The organism is Amycolatopsis sp. 195334CR, from assembly GCF_017309385.1.
Taxonomy (GTDB): domain Bacteria; phylum Actinomycetota; class Actinomycetes; order Mycobacteriales; family Pseudonocardiaceae; genus Amycolatopsis.
In genome coordinates this window covers 1,844,141-1,861,025 of sequence record NZ_JAFJMJ010000002.1, presented here as the reverse complement: position 1 = coordinate 1,861,025, position 16,885 = coordinate 1,844,141, and the positions used below count along the sequence as shown (strand labels likewise).

The window sequence follows — 16,885 nt, the reverse complement described above, 5'->3', positions numbered from 1 at the left end:
TTCGGGGCCCATCGCCGAGGAGGTCACCGATGCCCCGCGAACAGATGACGCTCACCGACGCCGCCCGCGTGTTCCGCCGCCGCCCGTCGCCGTGGATGATCGGCGCGCTGCTGCTCGCCGCCGCGGTCACTCGCGCAACCCTCGGCGACTGGCGGCTCAGCGACCTGCTGGTCCCGGCGCTGATGATCGCGGTGTTCCCGCTGTTCGAGTGGGTGGTGCACGTGACCGTGCTGCACTGGCGGCCACGCCGGATCGGCGGGCTCACCCTGGACTCGCTACTCGCCCGCAAGCACCGCGAGCACCACGGCGACCCCCGCGACGTGCCGCTGATCTTCATCCCGTGGCAGACCCTGTGCTGGCTGCTGCCCGCGGCCACCGCGATCGGCCTGTTCGCCTTCCCCCGCCTCGAGACCGGGCTGACCTTCCTGACCTGCCTCGGCCTGCTCGGGCTCGGCTACGAGTGGACGCACTACCTGGTGCACAGCGACTACAAGCCGCGCACCCGGCTCTACCGCGCGATCTGGCGCAACCACCGGCTGCACCACTTCAAGAACGAGCACTACTGGTTCACCGTGACCAGCTCGGGCACCGCCGACCGGGTGCTGGGCACGTACCCGGATCCGGCCGGCGTGCCCAGCTCCCCCACCGTCAAAGCACTCCACGCCCGCTACATGAAGTAACGCAGCCAGACGTAGACCCAGGCCATCACCGTGCTCAGCAGGGTCACCACGATGCCGTACTTGGTGAACTGCCAGAAGCTGATCCGGTGCCCGGTGCGCGCGGCGATGCCGATCGCCACCACGTTCGCGCTGGCCGCCACCGCCGTGCCGTTGCCGCCGAAGTCGGCGCCGAGCGCGAACGCCCACCACAGCGCCTGCCCGGTGGCCGGGTCCGGCACCTGCGCGACCACGCCCTCCACGATCGGCGTCATCGTGGCCACGTACGGGATGTTGTCGAAGAACGCGCCCAGCACGCTCGACCCGAACAGCAGCGCGGTCGCCGCGGCGAAGTAGTTGTCGCCGAGCGCGTCCACCGCCCAGGTGCCCACCGTCGAGATGACCCCGGTGTGGGTCAGGCCCGCCACCATCACGAACAGGCCCATGAAGAACACCAGCGTGGGCCATTCGACCTCGCGCAGCGCGTCACCGACGTCGGCCCGCGAGACCAGCAGCATCACCCCGGCGCCGACCAGCGCCACGATCGACGGGTCCACGTGCACCACCGCGTGCAGGGAGAACCCGGCGACCACGCCGGTCAGCACCACCAGGCACCGCACCAGCAGCTTCGAGTCGGTGATGGCGCGCTTCTCCTGCAACGCCATCACCTCGGCCACCCGCTCCGGGTGGTACTCGAAGGACCGGCGGAACAGCACCTTGGTCAGCAGCACGAAGACGAAGAAGATGACCACCACGATCGGCGCCATGTGCACCAGGAAGTCGTTGAAGGTCAGCCCGGCGCGGCTGCCGATGATGATGTTCGGCGGGTCGCCGATCAGGGTGGCCGCGCCGCCGATGTTCGAGGCCAGGATCTCGGCGATCAGGTACGGCTGGGCGGCGATGCGCAGCCGGTTGCAGACCACCACGGTGACCGGGGCGACCAGCATGATCGTGGTGACGTTGTCCAGGAACGGCGAGGCCACCGCGGTGATGCCCATCAGCATCACCATCAGCCGGTACGGCTTGCCCTTGGACTTCTTCGCCGCCCAGATGCCCAGGTAGTCGAACAGCCCGGTCTGCTTGATCACCCCGACGATGACCATCATGCCGAGCAGCAGGAAGATGACGTTCCAGTCGATGCCCTCGTGCTCGGAGTAGAACACCTGCGAGCCGGGGATCAGCCCGAGCACGGCCATCGCGCCCGCCGCGGTGAGCACCACCGCGACCTTGTTGATCTTCTCGGTGGCGATAAAGAAGTAGGCGACCCCGAAGATCGCCAGTGCGAGGATGGGCCCCAAGATCAGTCCCCGAATCCGGACAGCGCGAGGCTGGTCAGCAGTCGTTCCAGGGTGATCGCGCCGGACAGCGTGCCGTCGCGGACGATCACCGCCAGCAGCGGGCTGTGCAGGCGCGCCATCAGCGCGGCGGCCTCCAGCAGGGTGGCGTTCTCCGGCACGGTGACCGGTTTGACCGCCTGCCGGGGCAGGCAGTCGCCGACGGTGAGGTTGCCCAGTTCCTGCCAGAACCGGTCGGCGTGGTCCTCGTCCACCGCCCTGGCCAGCGCCGGGTCCTCCTGGTAGCTGCCCGGTACGGCGAGCCGCAGCACCTGGGTCCCCGGCAGTACGATCCGCGGGCGGCCGTGGTTGTCCACCACGATGAGGCCGGGGAGGCGGGCCACCGCCATCACCCGGACCGCTTTCGCCACCGGATCGGCCACGGTGACCGTGGGCACGTTCACGGCGATGTCCTTGACCTGCATGCCCAGAGTTTTCGCTGGTCAGCGCGCGAAGAACATCGGGGCGAGCACCCATTCGGGGCCACCGGTGCGGGCCCGGCCCTAGCCCGAATGGGTGTTGACTCCCATGGACAGGCGCCCCACCGCGGGTCAGGGTGAGGGGATGATCGACCGCAGTGTGGCGACTGAGGGATCACTGCGCCCCACCCAGGCTCTGTTCCGGCGGCTGCTGGTGATCAACGGGCTGCTGTTCACCGCGGGCACCCTGGTGCTCGCCCTCTCCCCCGCCACCGTGTCCTCCCCGGTGCAGATCACCGAGCTGCCGGTGCTGGTGATCGGCCTGCTGCTGATCCTGGCCGCCAACGCGGTGCTGGTGCGGACCAGCCTCGCCCCGCTCGACGCGCTGGCCACGCTGATGCAGCGGGTGGACCTGCTGCGCGCCAGCGACCGGCTCAGCGAACGCGGCAACGGCGACGTGACGCACCTCGTGCACACCTTCAACACCATGCTCGACCGGCTGGAGGCCGAACGCAGCGAGAGCAGCGCGCACGCGCTCGCCGCGCAGGAGGCCGAACGCCAGCGCATCGCCCGCGAACTGCACGACGAGATCGGGCAGAGCCTGACCGTGGTGCTGCTCGGGCTCAAGCGCACCGTCGACCGCGCGCCTGCCGAACTGCGGGAGGAACTGCACGCGATGCAGGAGACCGTGCGGGACAGCCTGGACGAGGTCCGCCAGGTCGCCCGGCGGCTGCGGCCCGGCGTGCTGGCCGATCTCGGCCTGCAGAGCGCGCTGCACTCGCTCAGCGGCGAGTTCGGCGAGCTGCGGGTGAACCGGTGGGTGGACCACGACCTGCCGGAGCTGAGCCCGGACGTCGAGCTGGTGCTGTACCGGATCGCCCAGGAGAGCCTGACCAACGTGGCCAGGCACGCCGGGGCGTCCGAAGTGGACCTTTCACTGACCGCCCGCCGCGGCGAGCTGACGCTGCGCGTGACCGACAACGGCCGGGGCGGCATCGACCACGAAGGAGCGGGGATCCGCGGGATGCGGGAACGGGCACTGCTGATCGGCGCGAAACTCACCGTGGAGTCCACACCGGACGGAACCGACGTCTGCCTGCGGGTGCCCCGTTGACCACGCGCATCCTGCTCGCCGACGACCACGCACTGGTGCGGCGCGGACTCCGGCTGATCCTCGACGCCGAACCCGATCTGACCGTGGTCGCCGAGGCCGCCGACGGCGCCGAGGCGATCGACGCGGCCGTGGCCGGCGAGGTCGACCTGGCCATCCTGGACATCGCGATGCCGAGGATGACCGGCATCCAGGCCGCGCGCGAGATCTCCCGCCGCGCCCCGGAGATCCGCATCCTGATGCTGTCGATGTACGACAACGAGCGGTACTTCTTCGAGGCGCTCAAGGCCGGGGCCTCGGGGTACGTGCTCAAGTCGGTGGCCGACCAGGACCTGATGGAGGCCTGCCGGGCGGCCATGCGCGGGGAACCGTTCCTGTACCAGGGCGCGGTGACCGCGCTGGTGCGCGACTACCTGCGCCGCGACCGCCAGGGCGACCGGCTGCCCGACAGCATCCTCACCCCGCGCGAGGAGGAGATCGTCAAGCTGATCGCCGAGGGCCATTCCGCCAAGGAGATCGCCGAGACGCTGGTGATCAGCGTGAAGACGGTCGACCGCCACCGCGCGAACATCCTGCAGAAGCTCGGCATGCGCGACCGGGTGGCGCTGACCAGGTACGCGATCAGGGCGGGGCTGGTGGAACTGTGACCGAACGGCCTGACCGCCTGCCAGCCGGGGCCCGGGGGGCGTCCCCCCGGCGTTATCGTCCCGAACTCCAGGGGCTCCGGGCGATCGCCGTGGTGCTGGTGGTGGTCTACCACGTCTGGCTCGGCCGCATCTCCGGCGGCGTGGACGTGTTCTTCCTGATCTCCGGGTTCCTGCTGACCGGCCAGCTGGTGCGCGCGCGGGCACGCGGGCCGGTGCGCTTCCGGCAGTTCTGGGGCAAGGTGCTCAAGCGCCTGCTGCCCGCCGCGCTGACCGTGCTGCTGGCGGTGATCGCCGCCTCGGTGCTGCTGCTGCCGGAGGCCCGCTGGTTCCAGACCATTCGCGAGGTCTTCGCCAGCGCGCTGTTCCTGGAGAACTGGCGCCTGGCGATCGATTCGGCCGACTACTTCACCCAGCACGACCAGTCCAGCGTGGTGCAGCACTTCTGGTCGCTGTCCATCCAGGGGCAGTTCTACCTGGTGTGGCCGCTGCTGATCGCGCTGGTGGCGCGGCGGTTCCTGACCACCACGCTGGTCGTGGTGTTCGCCGGTTCGCTGGCCTTCTCGGTGGTGCTCACCGCGATCGACCAGCCGCTGGCGTACTTCCACTCGCTGACGCGCGTGTGGGAGTTCGCGCTCGGCGGCCTGCTCGCGTTGGTCATCGACAAGGTGCCGCTGCACAGGTGGGCCCGGGTGCTGCTGGGCTGGCTGGGCATCGCCGGGCTGATCTCGTGCGGTCTGGTGCTGACCGTCGGCGAGCAGTTCCCCGGGTACGTGGCGCTGTGGCCGCTGCTGTCGGCGGTGGCCGTGCTGCTGGCCGGGGCGAGCGGCAGCAGCGTCGGCGCCGACCGGTTCCTCGCCTCGCGCCCGATGACCTACGTCGGGGACATCAGCTACGCGCTCTACCTGTGGCACTGGCCGATCCTGGTGTTCTACCTGGTCGCGCGCGGGCGCACGGAGATCGGCATCGCCGGTGGGCTGGGCATCATCGCCCTGTCGGCCGGGCTCGCCGTGCTGACCTACCACTTCGTCGAGAACCCGGCTCGCCAGGTGCGGGTGCGCACCTACCGGTTCGCCGCGATCGCGATGGTGCCGGTGCTGCTGGCCACCGGCGGCTGGCAGGTCGCGGCCCGCTGGAAAGCCGACTCGTACGCGCTTTCCGCCGGTGATCCCGACTATCCCGGTGCCCGCGCGCACACGCCGGGCTTCGAGTACTGGGGCGCGCCCGACCCGCCGCTGACCCCGGCTTTCCTTTCCCTGCCCGAGGAGTACGCGGCCACCGGCGACTGCGAGACCTCACCCCGGCACGAGGAGCTGTCGGTCTGCTCGACGGAGTTCCACGATCCGCCGTCGAAGCGGATCGTGGTCGCCGGGGACTCCCACTCGCAGCAGTTCATCGCCGCGCTGCGGCCGGTGGCGGAGCAGAAGAACTGGCAGATCATCTCGATGCTGCGCGGCGGCTGCCCGTTCTCCACCGACTCCGAGAGCGTACCGGGCGACCAGCCGTGCATGGACTGGAACGCCGCGGTGGCCGAGGAGATCACCGAGATCGGCCCGGACGCGGTGTTCACCGTCGGAACCAGGGACGCGCGGCCGGGCCTGGTCGAATGGACCCCGCCGGGGTACGTGGCGCAGTGGCGCAAGATCGCCGCGGCGGGCATCCCGGTGCTGGCCGTGCGGGACAACCCGCGGTACAACTTCTCGCCGTCGGCCTGCGTGGACGCCAACGGCCCGGCCGCACCCGAATGCGCCACCCCGCGAGCCGACCTCTTCGCCCCGGAGCCGCCGTACCTCGGCCTCGACGACGTGCCGCCGGAGGTGTCGTTCCTCGACTTCAGCGACTACTTCTGCGATCCGGTGGTGTGCCCGCCGGTGATCGGCAACGTGTTGCTGTACCTGGACGACAACCACGTCACCGCCACCTACATGTCCACCATGGCGCCGATGGTCGAGGAGGCGGTGGAGACCGCGCTCGGCTGGGCCACCGCCGACGCCCCGTCCTAGGCGCAGGCGGCCGCGATGGCCGCGGTGTCCCAGTAGAACGGCCGGACCTCGGTGATCCGGCCGTCCGCCACGGTGATCGTCTGCAGGATCGGGAACTCCAGTTCGCGGCCGGTCGCCCTGGCCCGGGCTCGCACCCTGGTCAGCACGACGAGCGGGCTGGTGGTGGCCAAGAACTCCTGCTCGGCCAGGTCGAAGGCGGCCCAGGTCCGGCCCATCGCCCGGAAGAAGGCGGCCAGGCCGTCGTGGCCGCGCCAGGTTCCGCCGTAGGGCAGTCCGTCGGCCTGGTGCAGCACCACGTCCGGGGCGAAGAACGGGGCCAGTGGCTCGAAGGAGGTACCGCCGGCCGCGAGGTACTCGGCTTCCGCGGCGTACATGCCCCGCAGCACGTCCAGCGCCGGGGTGGTCGATGTGGTCATGCCGTCACCCTGCCGCGGTTTTCCCCCGGATGCTGGCGGAAATCGGCCGTGGCAGGACAACCGGTGCCGGCCGGGTGGAGTTCTAGCTGGTGTGAGCCTGTTCGGGAATGGCCCCAGGAACGAGCTGGACACGGTGTTCGAGGACTTCGTCGCGGCCCGCTCGGCCGCCCTGCTGCGCACGGCATACCTGCTCACCGGCGACCGCGGGCATGCCGAAGACCTTCTGCAGACCACGTTGCTGCGCACCGCGTGGCGCTGGCAGGCAGCGTCGGCGCAACCGGAGGCCTACGCCCGCCGCGTGCTGGTCAACCTGTCCCGGGACCGGCGGCGCAACCTCGGCCGCCGCGTCCGGGAGGAGGCCGCGCCCGCCGAACCACCGGCCGTCGGCGACGCCGTGCAGCGGATCGCCGACCGGGAAGCACTGCTCACGGCGTTGCGGCAGCTTCCGGAACGCCAGCGCGAGGTGGTGGTGCTGCGGTACTACGCCGATCTCCCGGTGGCCGAGACCGCACTGGCCATGGGCTGCTCGGAGGGCGTGGTCAAATCCCACACCAGCCGCGCGCTGAACCGCCTCCGCGCCCTGCTCGGCGCGGCGGAAGACCGCGAGGTGCACCATGCCGAATGACCCGTTCCCCGAGCTGCTCCGGCGTGAACTGCACCTGGGCACCGAGGACCTCGAACCACGCGAGGACCTGTTCGACACCCTCCGCGCGCGGCACGACGCCCGCGTCCGGCGCGGGCGGATCGTCACCGGCGTGACCGCCGTCGTGGTGGTGGCGGCGCTGCTCTCGGCGATGTTCCTGCTGGTGCGACCGGCCGCCCCGCCCGCCGCTCCCCCGGTGCTGGACCGGGTGGTCCCGCAGGCCAGGGCCGCCTTCGACGCCGCGGACGGGATGATCCTGCGCATCCGGGACGAGGGCAGGGAAACCTGGTTCCTCCGTGGCGAGCGCCTGCTGCGTGCCCGCCAGCACGCCCGGGACGAAACGATCGACACGGTCTACACCGGCTCACGACGAGAGGCGGTGAACTACCGGAACCGCACGGTGGAGGCCTACGACCGCCCGATCAGCGAGGGACTGCTGGCCCACTACGCGATGCCGTGGGGCATGTTCGACCCGAAGGTGCAGCTGAACAGCGCCACCACACTCTGGGACGGCCGGATCGAGCGCGTCCGCGACCGCGACACCTACCACCTCACCGGCTTCTACGGTCCGGCGGACGAACCGTTCGAGATCTGGGTGGACACCGGCACCCACCTGCCGGTCCGGGTCGGCACGGCCGGGCGGTCCGCCGACCTCGACTGGCTGCCCGCCACCCCGGAGAACCGGGCCCTGCTCACCCACCAGGTACCGGCGGACTTCGTGCGCCTGGGCTATTGACGCCCCGCCAGATGGACGTTCGCGTTCTGTGACAGGATGTGCCCGAGTGACTATCCTGGGTGCGTTTCCCGACCAGCGGTGAGGAGTGCGACCACCACATGTCTGCCGAGTCGACCGAATCCGATGTCGTCATCCTCGACGACGGGGTACCGACCGCCGCCCGCGTGTACGACGTGATGCTCGACGGCAAGGACCACTACGAGATCGATCGCCAGGTGGCCCACGCGAGCCTCGGCGTGATGCCGGAGCTCAAGGAGATCGCCGCGCACAACCGCGCGATCCTGCACCGGGTGGTCACCCACCTCGCCGCCGAGCAGGGCATCACCCAGTTCCTCGACCTCGGCTCCGGCCTGCCGACCGCGCGCAACACGCACGAGGTGGCCCAGGAGGCCAACCCGGACGCTCGCGTGGTCTACGTCGACATCGACCCGATCGTGCTGGCGCACGGCCGGGCCCTGCTGCAGGACAACGACAACACCCGGGTGATCACCGCCGATCTGCGCAAGCCCCGTGAGGTGCTGGAGCACCCCGAGGTCAACGCCATGATCGACTTCTCGAAGCCGGTCTGCGTGATGCTGGTGGGCATCCTGCACCACCTGCTCGACGAGGAGGACCCGGCCGGCATCGTGCGCACGCTGCGTGACGCGGTGGCACCCGGTTCGTACTTCTTCATCACGAACTTCACCCGGCTCAGCGACAGCCCGGAGAGCGCGCAGCTGGAGGAGGTGCTGCTCTCGCAGCTGGGCACCGGCCGCGTGCGCACCCCGGCCGAGCTGGCCGCCTACTTCGACGGCATGGAGCTGCTCGCGCCGGGGATCGTGCCGCTGCCGCTGTGGCGGCCGGACACCATCGTCACCGACGCCACCACCATCGGCGTGCGGTTCATGACCGGTGGCGTGGCCAGGAAGAACTGAGCCCGGACTGGTGGACCGCCAGCGAGTCCGGCCTGCTGGACCCGCCAATGAGCCCGGACCGCTGGACCGCCAATGAGCCCGGACTGCTGGACCGCCAGTGAGTCCGGACCGCTGGACCGCCAACGAGCCCGAACTGCTGGACCGCCAATGAGCCCGGACCGCTGGACCGCCAACGAGCCCGGACCGCTGGACCGCCAATGAGCCCGAACTGCTGGACCGCCAGTGAGTCCGGACTGCTGGACCCGCCAGTGGGGTTCGGCGGGTCCAGCAGCGAGCGCGACCGGAGACCAGTGCCCGGGCTAGGAGGCCTCGGACGCGCTGTCCACAGTAATCACCCCGGCCCGCCCGCGGCGACCTGGGTTTGGTGAGGTCTGGACCAGCCCGCCCGGTGGTCGGCCCAACCCGGGTGCTGTGAAAGCCGCTTTCACGGCGGATTCGGCAGTGAAAGTGGCTTTCACAGCACGGTGACGGTGGAGCCCCGCCCAGCCGGGCTACCAAGACGCGTAGGCGGCTTTCGCGGCGTTGCCGCCTCCTCTGCCACCTTCGAGCCCTGCCGCCTCGGCCCGTGTGCAGTGAATGTGGCTTTCACGGCGGATTCCGCAGTGAAAGCCACATTCACTGCACGGTGGCCCCTCAGGCGCTGACGTAGTCGGCGAGGTGTTTGCCGGTGAGGGTGGTGGGGTTGGCGACCAGGGTGGCGGGGGTGCCTTCGTAGGTGATGCGGCCGCCGTCGTGGCCGGCGCCGGGGCCTAGGTCGATGAGCCAGTCGGCGTGGGCCATGACGGCTTGGTGGTGTTCGATGACGATGACGGATTTGCCGCTGTCGACGAGGCGGTCGAGTAGGCCGAGCAGTTGTTCGACGTCGGCGAGGTGGAGGCCGGTGGTGGGTTCGTCGAGGAGGTAGGTGCCGCCGTTGTCGCTCATGTGGGTGGCGAGTTTGAGGCGTTGGCGTTCGCCGCCGGACAGCGTGGTGAGGGGTTGGCCGAGTTTGAGGTAGCCGAGGCCGACGTCGACCAGGCGGGTGAGGATGGTGTGGGCGGCGGGGGTGCGGGCCTCCCCATCGCCGAAGAAGTCGAGGGCTTCGGCGGTGGACATGGCGAGGACTTCGCTGATGTCGCGGCCGGCGAGGTGGTAGTCGAGGACGGCGGGTTGGAAGCGTTTGCCGTCGCATTCTTCGCAGGTGGTGGTGATGCTGGCCATGATGCCGAGGTCGGTGTAGAGGACGCCGGCGCCGTTGCAGACTTGGCAGGCGCCTTCGGAGTTGGCGCTGAAGAGGGCGGGTTTGACGTTGTTGGTTTTGGCGAAGGCTTTGCGGATGGGGTCGAGCAGGCCGGTGTAGGTGGCGGGGTTGCTGCGGCGGGAGCCGCGGATGGGGGTTTGGTCGACGGTGATGACTCCGGCGTCGGCGGGCAGGGAGCGGTGCAGGAGGGAGCTTTTGCCGGAGCCGGCGACGCCGGTGATGACGCAGAGCACGCCGAGGGGGATGTCGACGTTGACGTTCTGGAGGTTGTGGGTGGTGGCGTTGCGGATTTCGAGGGCGCCGGTGGGGTGGCGGACCTCGGGTTTGAGGGTGGCGCGGTCGTCGAGGTGGCGGCCGGTGAGGGTGTTGCTGGCGCGCAGGCCGTTCAGGGGGCCTTGGTAGGTGATGGTGCCGCCGTTGCTGCCGGCGCCGGGGCCGAGGTCGATGACGTGGTCGGCGATGGCGATGGTTTCGGGTTTGTGTTCGACGACGAGCACGGTGTTGCCTTTGTCGCGCAGGCGGAGCAGCAGGTCGTTCATTTGCTGGATGTCGTGGGGGTGCAGGCCGATGGTGGGTTCGTCGAAGACGTAGGTGACGTCGGTCAGCGCGGAGCCGAGGTGGCGGATGAGTTTGGTGCGCTGGGCTTCACCGCCGGACAGGGTTCCGGCCGGGCGGTCCAGCGACAGGTAACCCAGGCCGATTTCGGTGAACGAGTCGAGAGTGTGTTGCAGCGTCGAAAGCAGTGGTGCGACGGTCGGCTTTTTCAGGGAACGCACCCATTCGGCGAGGTCGCTGATTTGCATGGCGCACAGGTCCGCGATGCTCTTGCCGTTGATCTTCGACGACCGCGCGGCCTCGCTTAACCGCGTGCCGTCGCATTCCGGGCAGGTGGTGAAGGTGACCGCCCGCTCGACGAAGGCGCGGATGTGGGGCTGCATCGCTTCCTTGTCCTTGGACAGGAACGACTTCTGGATCTTCGGGATCAGCCCCTCGTAGGTCAGGTTGACCCCGTTGACCTTGACCTTCGTCGGCTCCTTGTACAGGAAGTCCTGCATCTCCCGCTTCGTGTACTTCCGGATCGGCTTGTCCGCGTCGAGGAAACCCGACTCGATGAAGATGCCGACCGTCCACCATCCGTCCACTTTGTACCCTGGCACGGTGATGGCGCCCTCGCGCAAGGACTTGGAGTCGTCGAAGATCTGGGCGAGGTCGATGTCGGACACCGCTCCCCTGCCCTCACAACGCGGGCACATCCCGCCGGTGCGGCTGAACGTGGCCCGCACGGTCTTCTTGTTCCCGCGTTCGACGGTGATCGCGCCGCTGGCCGTCACCGACGGCGTGTTGAACGAATACGCGTTCGGTGAACCGATGTGCGGTTTGCCAAGTCGGCTGAACAGGATGCGCAGCAACGCGTTCGCATCGGTCGCGGTGCCCACAGTGGACCGCGGGTTGTTCGTCCCCATCCGCTCCTGGTCGACGATGATCGCCGTGGTGAGGCCCTCCAGCACGTCGACCTCGGGCCGCGCCAGCGTCGGCATGAAGCCCTGGACGAAGGTGCTGTAGGTCTCGTTGATCATCCGCTGCGACTCGGCGGCGATCGTGCTGAACACCAGTGAACTCTTGCCAGACCCCGAAACTCCGGTGAAAACGGTCAACCGGCGCTTCGGGATCTCCACCGTGACGTCACGAAGGTTGTTCACCCGCGCGCCGTGCACGCGGATCAGGTCATGGCTGTCGGCAACGTGCTCGCTCATCGTTCCTGTCTCCATCTTGCTGCCGACCGGCCTGGTCCGGCGGATCACACAGTACGTCCGGGTCGGGGCACCGGTGCTACTGGTCCTGGACGAGCCCGAGCACGTTGCCGTCGGCGTCGGTGAAGCTCGCCACCAGGCGTCCGCCGCCCACGTTGTGCGCGGCCTCGGTCACGGTGGCCCCGGCGGCGGTCACCTCGGCCAGCTTCGCCTCGATGTCGGGCACGTGCCAGTAGGCCACCGGCGACTTCATCCCCTGCGGGCCACCGCCGGGAACGAGCCCGATGTGCTGGCCCGCGACGTCGTAACCGACGTAGTACTCCGAGTCGGCCGAGGGCTCGGTGCCGAGCAGGGCGGTGTAGACGGCCTTGGCCGCGGCCAGGTCGGAGACGGGGTGCAGGACGGTCTTGATGCCTTCGGTCATGATCACTCCGGAAGTCGTGGCGAACTCGATGCCGGTAACGCTAGGTGAGCACCGGCGCGCCGCGCTTCTCGATTCCTGATCAGTCCCTCAACGCCACTCGGCCGTGGCCGGATCGACCCCGTTCGCCTCGGCGTTCGCGAAGATCACGTCACGCAGCCAGGTCGCCAGTCCCGGGGTGAGCCCGTCGTAGTACGCGGCGAACCCGGGGTCGCCGGCGAAGGTGCGACCGAGGCAGACGTGCATCGACAGCGTGCAGTCGAAGTACTCCGACTGCTGGGCGCGGTGCCGTTCGGCGAGCGCGTTCGCCGCCTCGGAACCGGGCTCCATCCCGGCGCGCTTCGCCTCGGCGAGATCGGCGTGGAGCGCGTTGACCGCGGCGGTGATCTCCTTCCACTGCTGGGGAGTCCGCTCCGCGGCCCGCTCGGCGTACTGCGCCCACTGCTCGCTCTCGCCCCAGCGTTCCTCGGCCTCCTCGGCCCACGACGGCTCCCAGTGGTCGCCGAAGATCTCGACCTGTTCCTCGGCGGTCAACCGCATCCCGTTGACCGACGCCGACATCATCCGGTCCACCGCGGTGACCATCTCCCGCAGCCGGTCCATGCGCTCGACCAGCTGCCCGCGCTGGCGGCGCAGGTGCTCCCGCGCGTCGGCGCCGGGGTCGTCGAGGATGCGGCCGATCTCGGCGAGCGGCAGGCCGATCTCCCGGTAGACCAGCACCCGGTGGATGCGGGCGATGTCCTCGTCCGAATACACCCGGTAACCGGCGTAGGTGCGCCCGCTCGGCCGCACCAGGCCGATGCCGTCCCAGTGGTGCAGCGTCTTCACGCTGACCCCGACCAGCGAGGCCGCCCGGCCCACGGTGAGCCCACCGGGGCCGGGCGGTTCCAGATCGATCATCAGCCCAGTGTCGCGCACACCGGACCACGTGCTCACCCGCGTGGCACCTCGATGCCCATCGCGCGCACGTTCGCCGCCTCCGGGCCGTCGGGATCGAACACGCGGGCCGCGGTCATCACCACGCGCGCGTGCTCCGGGGTGATCACCTCCAGTTCCAGCGAGTTCCACGGCTTCACCACCGGCTCGGCGGTGCTGCCCGGCCGGAGGTCCTCGCACCGCCGGGCGATCTGGTCGATCTCGTCGAGCACGCAGGAGAAGCTGGTGCTCATCCCCGGCGCCTCGGCGGGCTGGTCGCCGGGCACCAGCAGCACGTCCTGGAACGCCCACCGCCGCAGGTGGGTCACCTGGCCGGGGGCGGAGAACAGGTCGATGAAGCCGAGCCCGCGGATCCAGAAGTCCTTCGAGGCCTCGAGATCGGCCGTGGGCAGGATGACGAACATGGGCATGGGGTAGATCTCCCGGTAGACCTCCGGCGGGGTCACCCCGGGACCGGGCAGGGGCACGGGACTGCGGTACTCACTCATGTCCGTGATCGTCAAGCCTCCTGCGGGGTCAGGGTCAAGCCGGGATGCGAGGCTGGGGCCATGGACCTCAGCATCCGGACCTTCGAACCGGCCGACCAGCCCGCGGTGACCGACCTGGCCCTGCGGGCGTGGGCGCCGGTGTTCGCGTCACTCGAACAGGTGCTCGGCGGGATCTTCGCCACCATGCACCAGGACTGGCGGGGTGACCAGCGGCGGGCGGTGGAGGCCGCGTGCGCGGACGAGCACCTGACCACGTGGGTGGCCGAGGCGGACTCGGTGGTGGCGGGGTTCGCCACGGTCAAGCTCGACCACGAGGAGCGGATGGGCGAGATCCACATGATCGCGGTCGACCCGGACCACCAGCGCCGGGGCATCGCGGCCGCGCTGACCGAGCACGCCCTCCGGTGGTTCACCGACAACGGGATGACCCTGGCGATGGTCGAAACCGGCGGCGATCCGGGCCACGCCCCGGCGCGGGCGGCCTACGAGCACGCCGGGTTCACCCAACTCCCCATCGCCCGCTACTTCCGCCGACTCGAGCGCTAGTGGTCACCACCGGGAGTCCCCCGGGGTATCGGCGGATTCAGCTTCCCGGTGGACGCACCGCGCCAAGTCCCGAGTACAACTCGGTACGAGGGCCTCGGCGCGGCACACCCACCGGAAACCTGAATCCGCCGATACCCGCGAAGGACCCCCGGTGGCAACCACTAGAGTCGCCGCCCGTGGAGCCGATGATCGCGATCCCGCCCGGCCGGGTGACCCTGTCCGACCGGCGGACCCAGCGCAGCTGGGCCGTGGTGCTGGCGGCCTACCGGATCTCGGCGGTCCCGGTGACCCAGGAGCTGTACGCGGCGGTGACCGGCTCCCGGCCGAGCGCCGCCCGCGGGGACCGGCTGCCGGTCGAAAGCGTGTCGTGGCTCGACGCCGTCCGGTTCTGCAACGCGCTGTCCGAGCGGGACGGGCTGGCGCCGGTGTACCACCTCGAAGCCGACGCCGCCGACGCCGAGGACGTCGAGTGGGACACCGGCGCGGACGGTTACCGGCTCCCGACCGAGGCCGAGTGGGAGCACGCCTGCCGCGCGGGCAGCACCGGGCCCCGCTACGGCCCGATCGACCAGATCGCCTGGTACCGCGGCAATTCCGGGGAACGCGTGCACGAGGTCGGCGGCAAGCGCCCGAACGCGTGGGGCCTGCACGACACGCTCGGCAACGTCTGGGAGTGGTGCTGGGACGTCTACGACGCCGAGGTCTACGGCACCTACCGGGTGCTCCGCGGCGGCGGCTGGTTCGACGAGCACTGGAGCTGCCGCGCCTCGGTCCGGCGGCGCAGCCACCCCACCTTCCAGGTCGACGACGTCGGCTTCCGGCTGGCCAGGTCGTGACGCGGGAATCTCGCTGTGAGCGCTAACACCTGACCGGCGGATTGCGCCGGAGCCGGCTCGGGGCAACGCTGAAAGCGCTTTCGCACGCTGGTTCCCCTGCCTGTTCGACAGAGAGGTCGAGTCATGGTCACGGACAGACGCCGCTTCCTCATCGCCGGTTCGGCCGGCCTGCTGGGGGCCGCGGTCGGCCTCCCCCGGGCCGCGGCGGCCACCTGGGAGACGGTGCTCAACGGCAGCTTCTCCGGTTACCCCGCACTGGAATCCGCCTGGCACTACGGCTATCCGTGGGGCTCCGACCACAACGGAACGGCGCGCATGTACGGCAGCGCGGCCGACCACAACCACGTCTACCTGGAGGGTTCCGGGGTGCTGGTGCTCCGGGCGAGCCGGATCACCTGGGACGAGGGCACCAGTAGCAAGGACCCGTACCTGCCGATCCGCTACCACTCCGGCGCGCTGCACGCGAAGCAGCAGGTGGTGATCAGCGACCAGTTCCCGCAGTGGGAGGTGCGCGGCGAGTTCCAGGCCCCCTCGGCCCGCGGCACCTGGCCCGCGTTCTGGCTCACCGGCGCGAACAGCTGGCCGCCGGAGAGCGACATCCTCGAGTACAAGGGGGACGCGCGGAACTGGTTCAACACCTACAAGAACGCCGGCGGTGGCTGGTCCAACACGATCGTCAACGTGAGCAACCCGGGCGGCTGGCACACCTACCGCGCGTGGATCGCGAAGGTCAGCGCGACCGACGCGGACATCCACTACTACCTCGACGGCAACTGGGTCGGCCAGCACCGGGCGGCGAACTTCGTGAACAAGCCGATGTGGCTCATCCTGAACCTCCAGATGGAGGGCTCGTCGGGGTCGCCGGGGCCGTCCGGCGACACCTTCTACCGCGCGCGCGACGTCTACGTCGGCCGGTCGCGCGCCTGATCATTCGCAGGCGACGCCGTCGTCGTCGCGGTCGAGCTGCGGCCGGTAGCCGGGCTCGCCCCGGTGCAGCGGGGCGGCCCCGGCGGCACGGGCGGCGTCGCAGTTCTTGTAGTACCCGGCGGCGGGCGGCGCCTTGGTGGTGGTCTTGGGCGGGGCCGCCGGCTCGGGCTTGGCCTCGGTCTTGGGCGCGGGCTGCGGCTTCGGTTCGGGCTGCGGCTTCGGTTCGGGCTGCGGCGCGGGCACTGGCACCGGCTGCGGTTCCGGCACCGGCGCGCTGGTGATCACCCCGCCGCAGGGCGCCGCCCACAGCCCGAGCCCGGCCGCCTTGGCCGCCGCTTCGGCCGAGCGCAGGCCGGCGGCCGCGCTGCCGAGTGCCACGTCCGTGACGTACTTGGCGTGCCCGGTTTCGAGCGCCTTGGCCACGTAGTCGGTGCCGTCGGCCAGCACCAGCGAGAGCACCACGTCCCGGGTGTCGTCCACCACCGCCACCACCTCCTTGCCCGCGAGCATCTGCTTCGCCCAGTCGTAGGCCTCGGTGCGGAAGCAGCTCTCACCGGAGGGCGGCGGGGTTTCCACGCCGAGGATCCGCGCGGTTTTCGGTCCGGCGGGGCCGGTCAGCCTGACGGTGTGGCCGTTGCTGATCTCGGCGACCACGTACTCGGCGGGCTGCGGGACCGCGCTCGCCGGAGTGGTCGTCGTGGGCGCGACGGTGACCGTCGGCGCGGACGCGGGTCTCTCGTCCGCGGGTGATTCACCGAAGATGAGGGCGAAAACGAATAACACCCCGAAGCCGGAAAGGGTGACCTTGAGCCATTTCGGCAGGCGGCCCATCGAGCTCTGGGGAATACCCGGAGTGGTGCGCAT

General features: G+C 70.1%; 18 protein-coding genes. 10 read left to right on the top strand and 8 right to left on the bottom strand.

Annotation, left to right across the window (positions count from 1 at the left end; genetic code table 11):
• Positions 1 to 29 precede the first annotated feature (29 nt).
• Positions 30 to 680: a sterol desaturase family protein gene (locus JYK18_RS31805; protein ID WP_206807108.1), complete on the top strand. Its 651-nt coding sequence runs from the start codon at positions 30 to 32 to the stop codon at positions 678 to 680.
• Here JYK18_RS31805 and JYK18_RS31800 read toward each other — a convergent pair.
• Together JYK18_RS31800 and JYK18_RS31795 are read right to left on the bottom strand one after the other, a co-directional pair.
• Positions 668 to 1,954 (bottom strand): SLC13 family permease, encoded by a 1,287-nt coding sequence (locus JYK18_RS31800; RefSeq protein WP_206807107.1) that lies wholly within the window; start codon positions 1,952 to 1,954, stop codon positions 668 to 670. The genes JYK18_RS31805 and JYK18_RS31800 overlap by 13 nt on opposite strands.
• 2 nt (positions 1,955 to 1,956) lie before the next feature.
• Positions 1,957 to 2,415, bottom strand: coding sequence for a CBS domain-containing protein (locus tag JYK18_RS31795; RefSeq protein WP_206807106.1), 459 nt, complete (start codon positions 2,413 to 2,415; stop codon positions 1,957 to 1,959).
• 139 nt (positions 2,416 to 2,554) lie between these two features.
• Here JYK18_RS31795 and JYK18_RS31790 point away from each other — a divergent pair, with 139 nt between their 5' ends.
• Genes JYK18_RS31790 through JYK18_RS31780 form a run of 3 tightly spaced genes read left to right on the top strand, consistent with a single transcriptional unit; the run spans position 2,555 to position 6,167 of the window.
• On the top strand, positions 2,555 to 3,523 hold the full coding sequence (locus JYK18_RS31790; protein WP_206807105.1) for a histidine kinase: 969 nt from the start codon (positions 2,555 to 2,557) through the stop codon (positions 3,521 to 3,523).
• The gene (locus JYK18_RS31785; RefSeq protein WP_242582307.1) at positions 3,520 to 4,167 is read left to right on the top strand and encodes a response regulator transcription factor; all 648 of its coding nucleotides are present in this window, start codon (positions 3,520 to 3,522) and stop codon (positions 4,165 to 4,167) included. Before JYK18_RS31790 ends, JYK18_RS31785 begins: the two co-directional genes overlap by 4 nt.
• The gene (locus JYK18_RS31780) at positions 4,164 to 6,167 is read left to right on the top strand and encodes an acyltransferase family protein (protein ID WP_307796143.1); all 2,004 of its coding nucleotides are present in this window, start codon (positions 4,164 to 4,166) and stop codon (positions 6,165 to 6,167) included. The genes JYK18_RS31785 and JYK18_RS31780 overlap by 4 nt, the downstream gene beginning before the upstream one ends.
• On the opposite strand, the gene JYK18_RS31775 is transcribed toward JYK18_RS31780, so the two are convergent.
• Positions 6,164 to 6,583, bottom strand: a complete 420-nt coding sequence (locus tag JYK18_RS31775) for a nuclear transport factor 2 family protein (protein WP_242582305.1) — start codon at positions 6,581 to 6,583, stop codon at positions 6,164 to 6,166. The genes JYK18_RS31780 and JYK18_RS31775 overlap by 4 nt on opposite strands.
• Before the next feature lie 91 nt (positions 6,584 to 6,674).
• On the opposite strand from JYK18_RS31775, the gene JYK18_RS31770 reads away from it, so the two are divergent.
• From JYK18_RS31770 to JYK18_RS31760, 3 genes are all read left to right on the top strand, one after another.
• Positions 6,675 to 7,208 (top strand): SigE family RNA polymerase sigma factor, encoded by a 534-nt coding sequence (locus tag JYK18_RS31770; protein WP_307796142.1) that lies wholly within the window; start codon positions 6,675 to 6,677, stop codon positions 7,206 to 7,208.
• Positions 7,198 to 7,962: a hypothetical protein gene (locus JYK18_RS31765; RefSeq protein WP_206807103.1), complete on the top strand. Its 765-nt coding sequence runs from the start codon at positions 7,198 to 7,200 to the stop codon at positions 7,960 to 7,962. The genes JYK18_RS31770 and JYK18_RS31765 overlap by 11 nt, the downstream gene beginning before the upstream one ends.
• A 98-nt stretch (positions 7,963 to 8,060) precedes the next feature.
• Positions 8,061 to 8,876, top strand: a complete 816-nt coding sequence (locus JYK18_RS31760; protein WP_206807102.1) for an SAM-dependent methyltransferase — start codon at positions 8,061 to 8,063, stop codon at positions 8,874 to 8,876.
• A 633-nt stretch (positions 8,877 to 9,509) separates the two neighbouring features.
• Here JYK18_RS31760 and JYK18_RS31755 read toward each other — a convergent pair.
• The 4 genes from JYK18_RS31755 to JYK18_RS31740 all read right to left on the bottom strand — a co-directional run bounded on the left by JYK18_RS31755 (position 9,510) and on the right by JYK18_RS31740 (position 13,712).
• Positions 9,510 to 11,870, bottom strand: a complete 2,361-nt coding sequence (locus JYK18_RS31755) for an excinuclease ABC subunit UvrA (RefSeq protein ID WP_242582304.1) — start codon at positions 11,868 to 11,870, stop codon at positions 9,510 to 9,512.
• 76 nt (positions 11,871 to 11,946) lie between these two features.
• On the bottom strand, positions 11,947 to 12,291 hold the full coding sequence (locus JYK18_RS31750) for a VOC family protein (protein WP_242582301.1): 345 nt from the start codon (positions 12,289 to 12,291) through the stop codon (positions 11,947 to 11,949).
• Positions 12,292 to 12,378: 87 nt separating this feature from the next.
• Complete coding sequence (locus JYK18_RS31745; protein WP_206807100.1) at positions 12,379 to 13,188, bottom strand: MerR family transcriptional regulator; 810 nt, start codon at positions 13,186 to 13,188, stop codon at positions 12,379 to 12,381.
• A gap of 32 nt (positions 13,189 to 13,220) precedes the next feature.
• On the bottom strand, positions 13,221 to 13,712 hold the full coding sequence (locus JYK18_RS31740; protein ID WP_206807099.1) for a VOC family protein: 492 nt from the start codon (positions 13,710 to 13,712) through the stop codon (positions 13,221 to 13,223).
• Positions 13,713 to 13,772: 60 nt separating this feature from the next.
• On the opposite strand from JYK18_RS31740, the gene JYK18_RS31735 reads away from it, so the two are divergent.
• From JYK18_RS31735 to JYK18_RS31725, 3 genes are all read left to right on the top strand, one after another.
• Entirely contained in the window at positions 13,773 to 14,258 is a 486-nt protein-coding gene (locus JYK18_RS31735; protein ID WP_206807098.1) for a GNAT family N-acetyltransferase, read from the top strand.
• A gap of 185 nt (positions 14,259 to 14,443) precedes the next feature.
• Positions 14,444 to 15,094, top strand: a complete 651-nt coding sequence (locus tag JYK18_RS31730) for an SUMF1/EgtB/PvdO family nonheme iron enzyme (protein WP_206808237.1) — start codon at positions 14,444 to 14,446, stop codon at positions 15,092 to 15,094.
• A gap of 123 nt (positions 15,095 to 15,217) precedes the next feature.
• The gene (locus JYK18_RS31725) at positions 15,218 to 16,021 is read left to right on the top strand and encodes a family 16 glycosylhydrolase (RefSeq protein WP_206807097.1); all 804 of its coding nucleotides are present in this window, start codon (positions 15,218 to 15,220) and stop codon (positions 16,019 to 16,021) included.
• Here the strand turns inward: JYK18_RS31725 and JYK18_RS47045 are convergent, their stop codons facing one another.
• On the bottom strand, positions 16,022 to 16,885 hold the full coding sequence (locus tag JYK18_RS47045; RefSeq protein ID WP_242582298.1) for a thermonuclease family protein: 864 nt from the start codon (positions 16,883 to 16,885) through the stop codon (positions 16,022 to 16,024).

Excerpts from the sequence above, each read along its gene's own strand:
- JYK18_RS31805 (WP_206807108.1), top strand. The coding sequence starts at position 30 with ATGCCCCGCGAACAGATGACGCTCACCGACGCCGCCCGCGTGTTCCGC.
- JYK18_RS31795 (WP_206807106.1), bottom strand. The coding sequence starts at position 2,415 with ATGCAGGTCAAGGACATCGCCGTGAACGTGCCCACGGTCACCGTGGCC.
- JYK18_RS31790 (WP_206807105.1), top strand. The coding sequence starts at position 2,555 with ATGATCGACCGCAGTGTGGCGACTGAGGGATCACTGCGCCCCACCCAG.
- JYK18_RS31775 (WP_242582305.1), bottom strand. The coding sequence starts at position 6,583 with ATGACCACATCGACCACCCCGGCGCTGGACGTGCTGCGGGGCATGTAC.
- JYK18_RS31765 (WP_206807103.1), top strand. The coding sequence starts at position 7,198 with ATGCCGAATGACCCGTTCCCCGAGCTGCTCCGGCGTGAACTGCACCTG.
- JYK18_RS31760 (WP_206807102.1), top strand. The coding sequence starts at position 8,061 with ATGTCTGCCGAGTCGACCGAATCCGATGTCGTCATCCTCGACGACGGG.
- JYK18_RS31755 (WP_242582304.1), bottom strand. The coding sequence starts at position 11,870 with ATGAGCGAGCACGTTGCCGACAGCCATGACCTGATCCGCGTGCACGGC.
- JYK18_RS31750 (WP_242582301.1), bottom strand. The coding sequence starts at position 12,291 with ATGACCGAAGGCATCAAGACCGTCCTGCACCCCGTCTCCGACCTGGCC.
- JYK18_RS31745 (WP_206807100.1), bottom strand. The coding sequence starts at position 13,188 with ATGATCGATCTGGAACCGCCCGGCCCCGGTGGGCTCACCGTGGGCCGG.
- JYK18_RS31740 (WP_206807099.1), bottom strand. The coding sequence starts at position 13,712 with ATGAGTGAGTACCGCAGTCCCGTGCCCCTGCCCGGTCCCGGGGTGACC.
- JYK18_RS31735 (WP_206807098.1), top strand. The coding sequence starts at position 13,773 with ATGGACCTCAGCATCCGGACCTTCGAACCGGCCGACCAGCCCGCGGTG.
- JYK18_RS31730 (WP_206808237.1), top strand. The coding sequence starts at position 14,444 with ATGATCGCGATCCCGCCCGGCCGGGTGACCCTGTCCGACCGGCGGACC.
- JYK18_RS31725 (WP_206807097.1), top strand. The coding sequence starts at position 15,218 with ATGGTCACGGACAGACGCCGCTTCCTCATCGCCGGTTCGGCCGGCCTG.
- JYK18_RS47045 (WP_242582298.1), bottom strand. The coding sequence starts at position 16,885 with ATGCGCACCACTCCGGGTATTCCCCAGAGCTCGATGGGCCGCCTGCCG.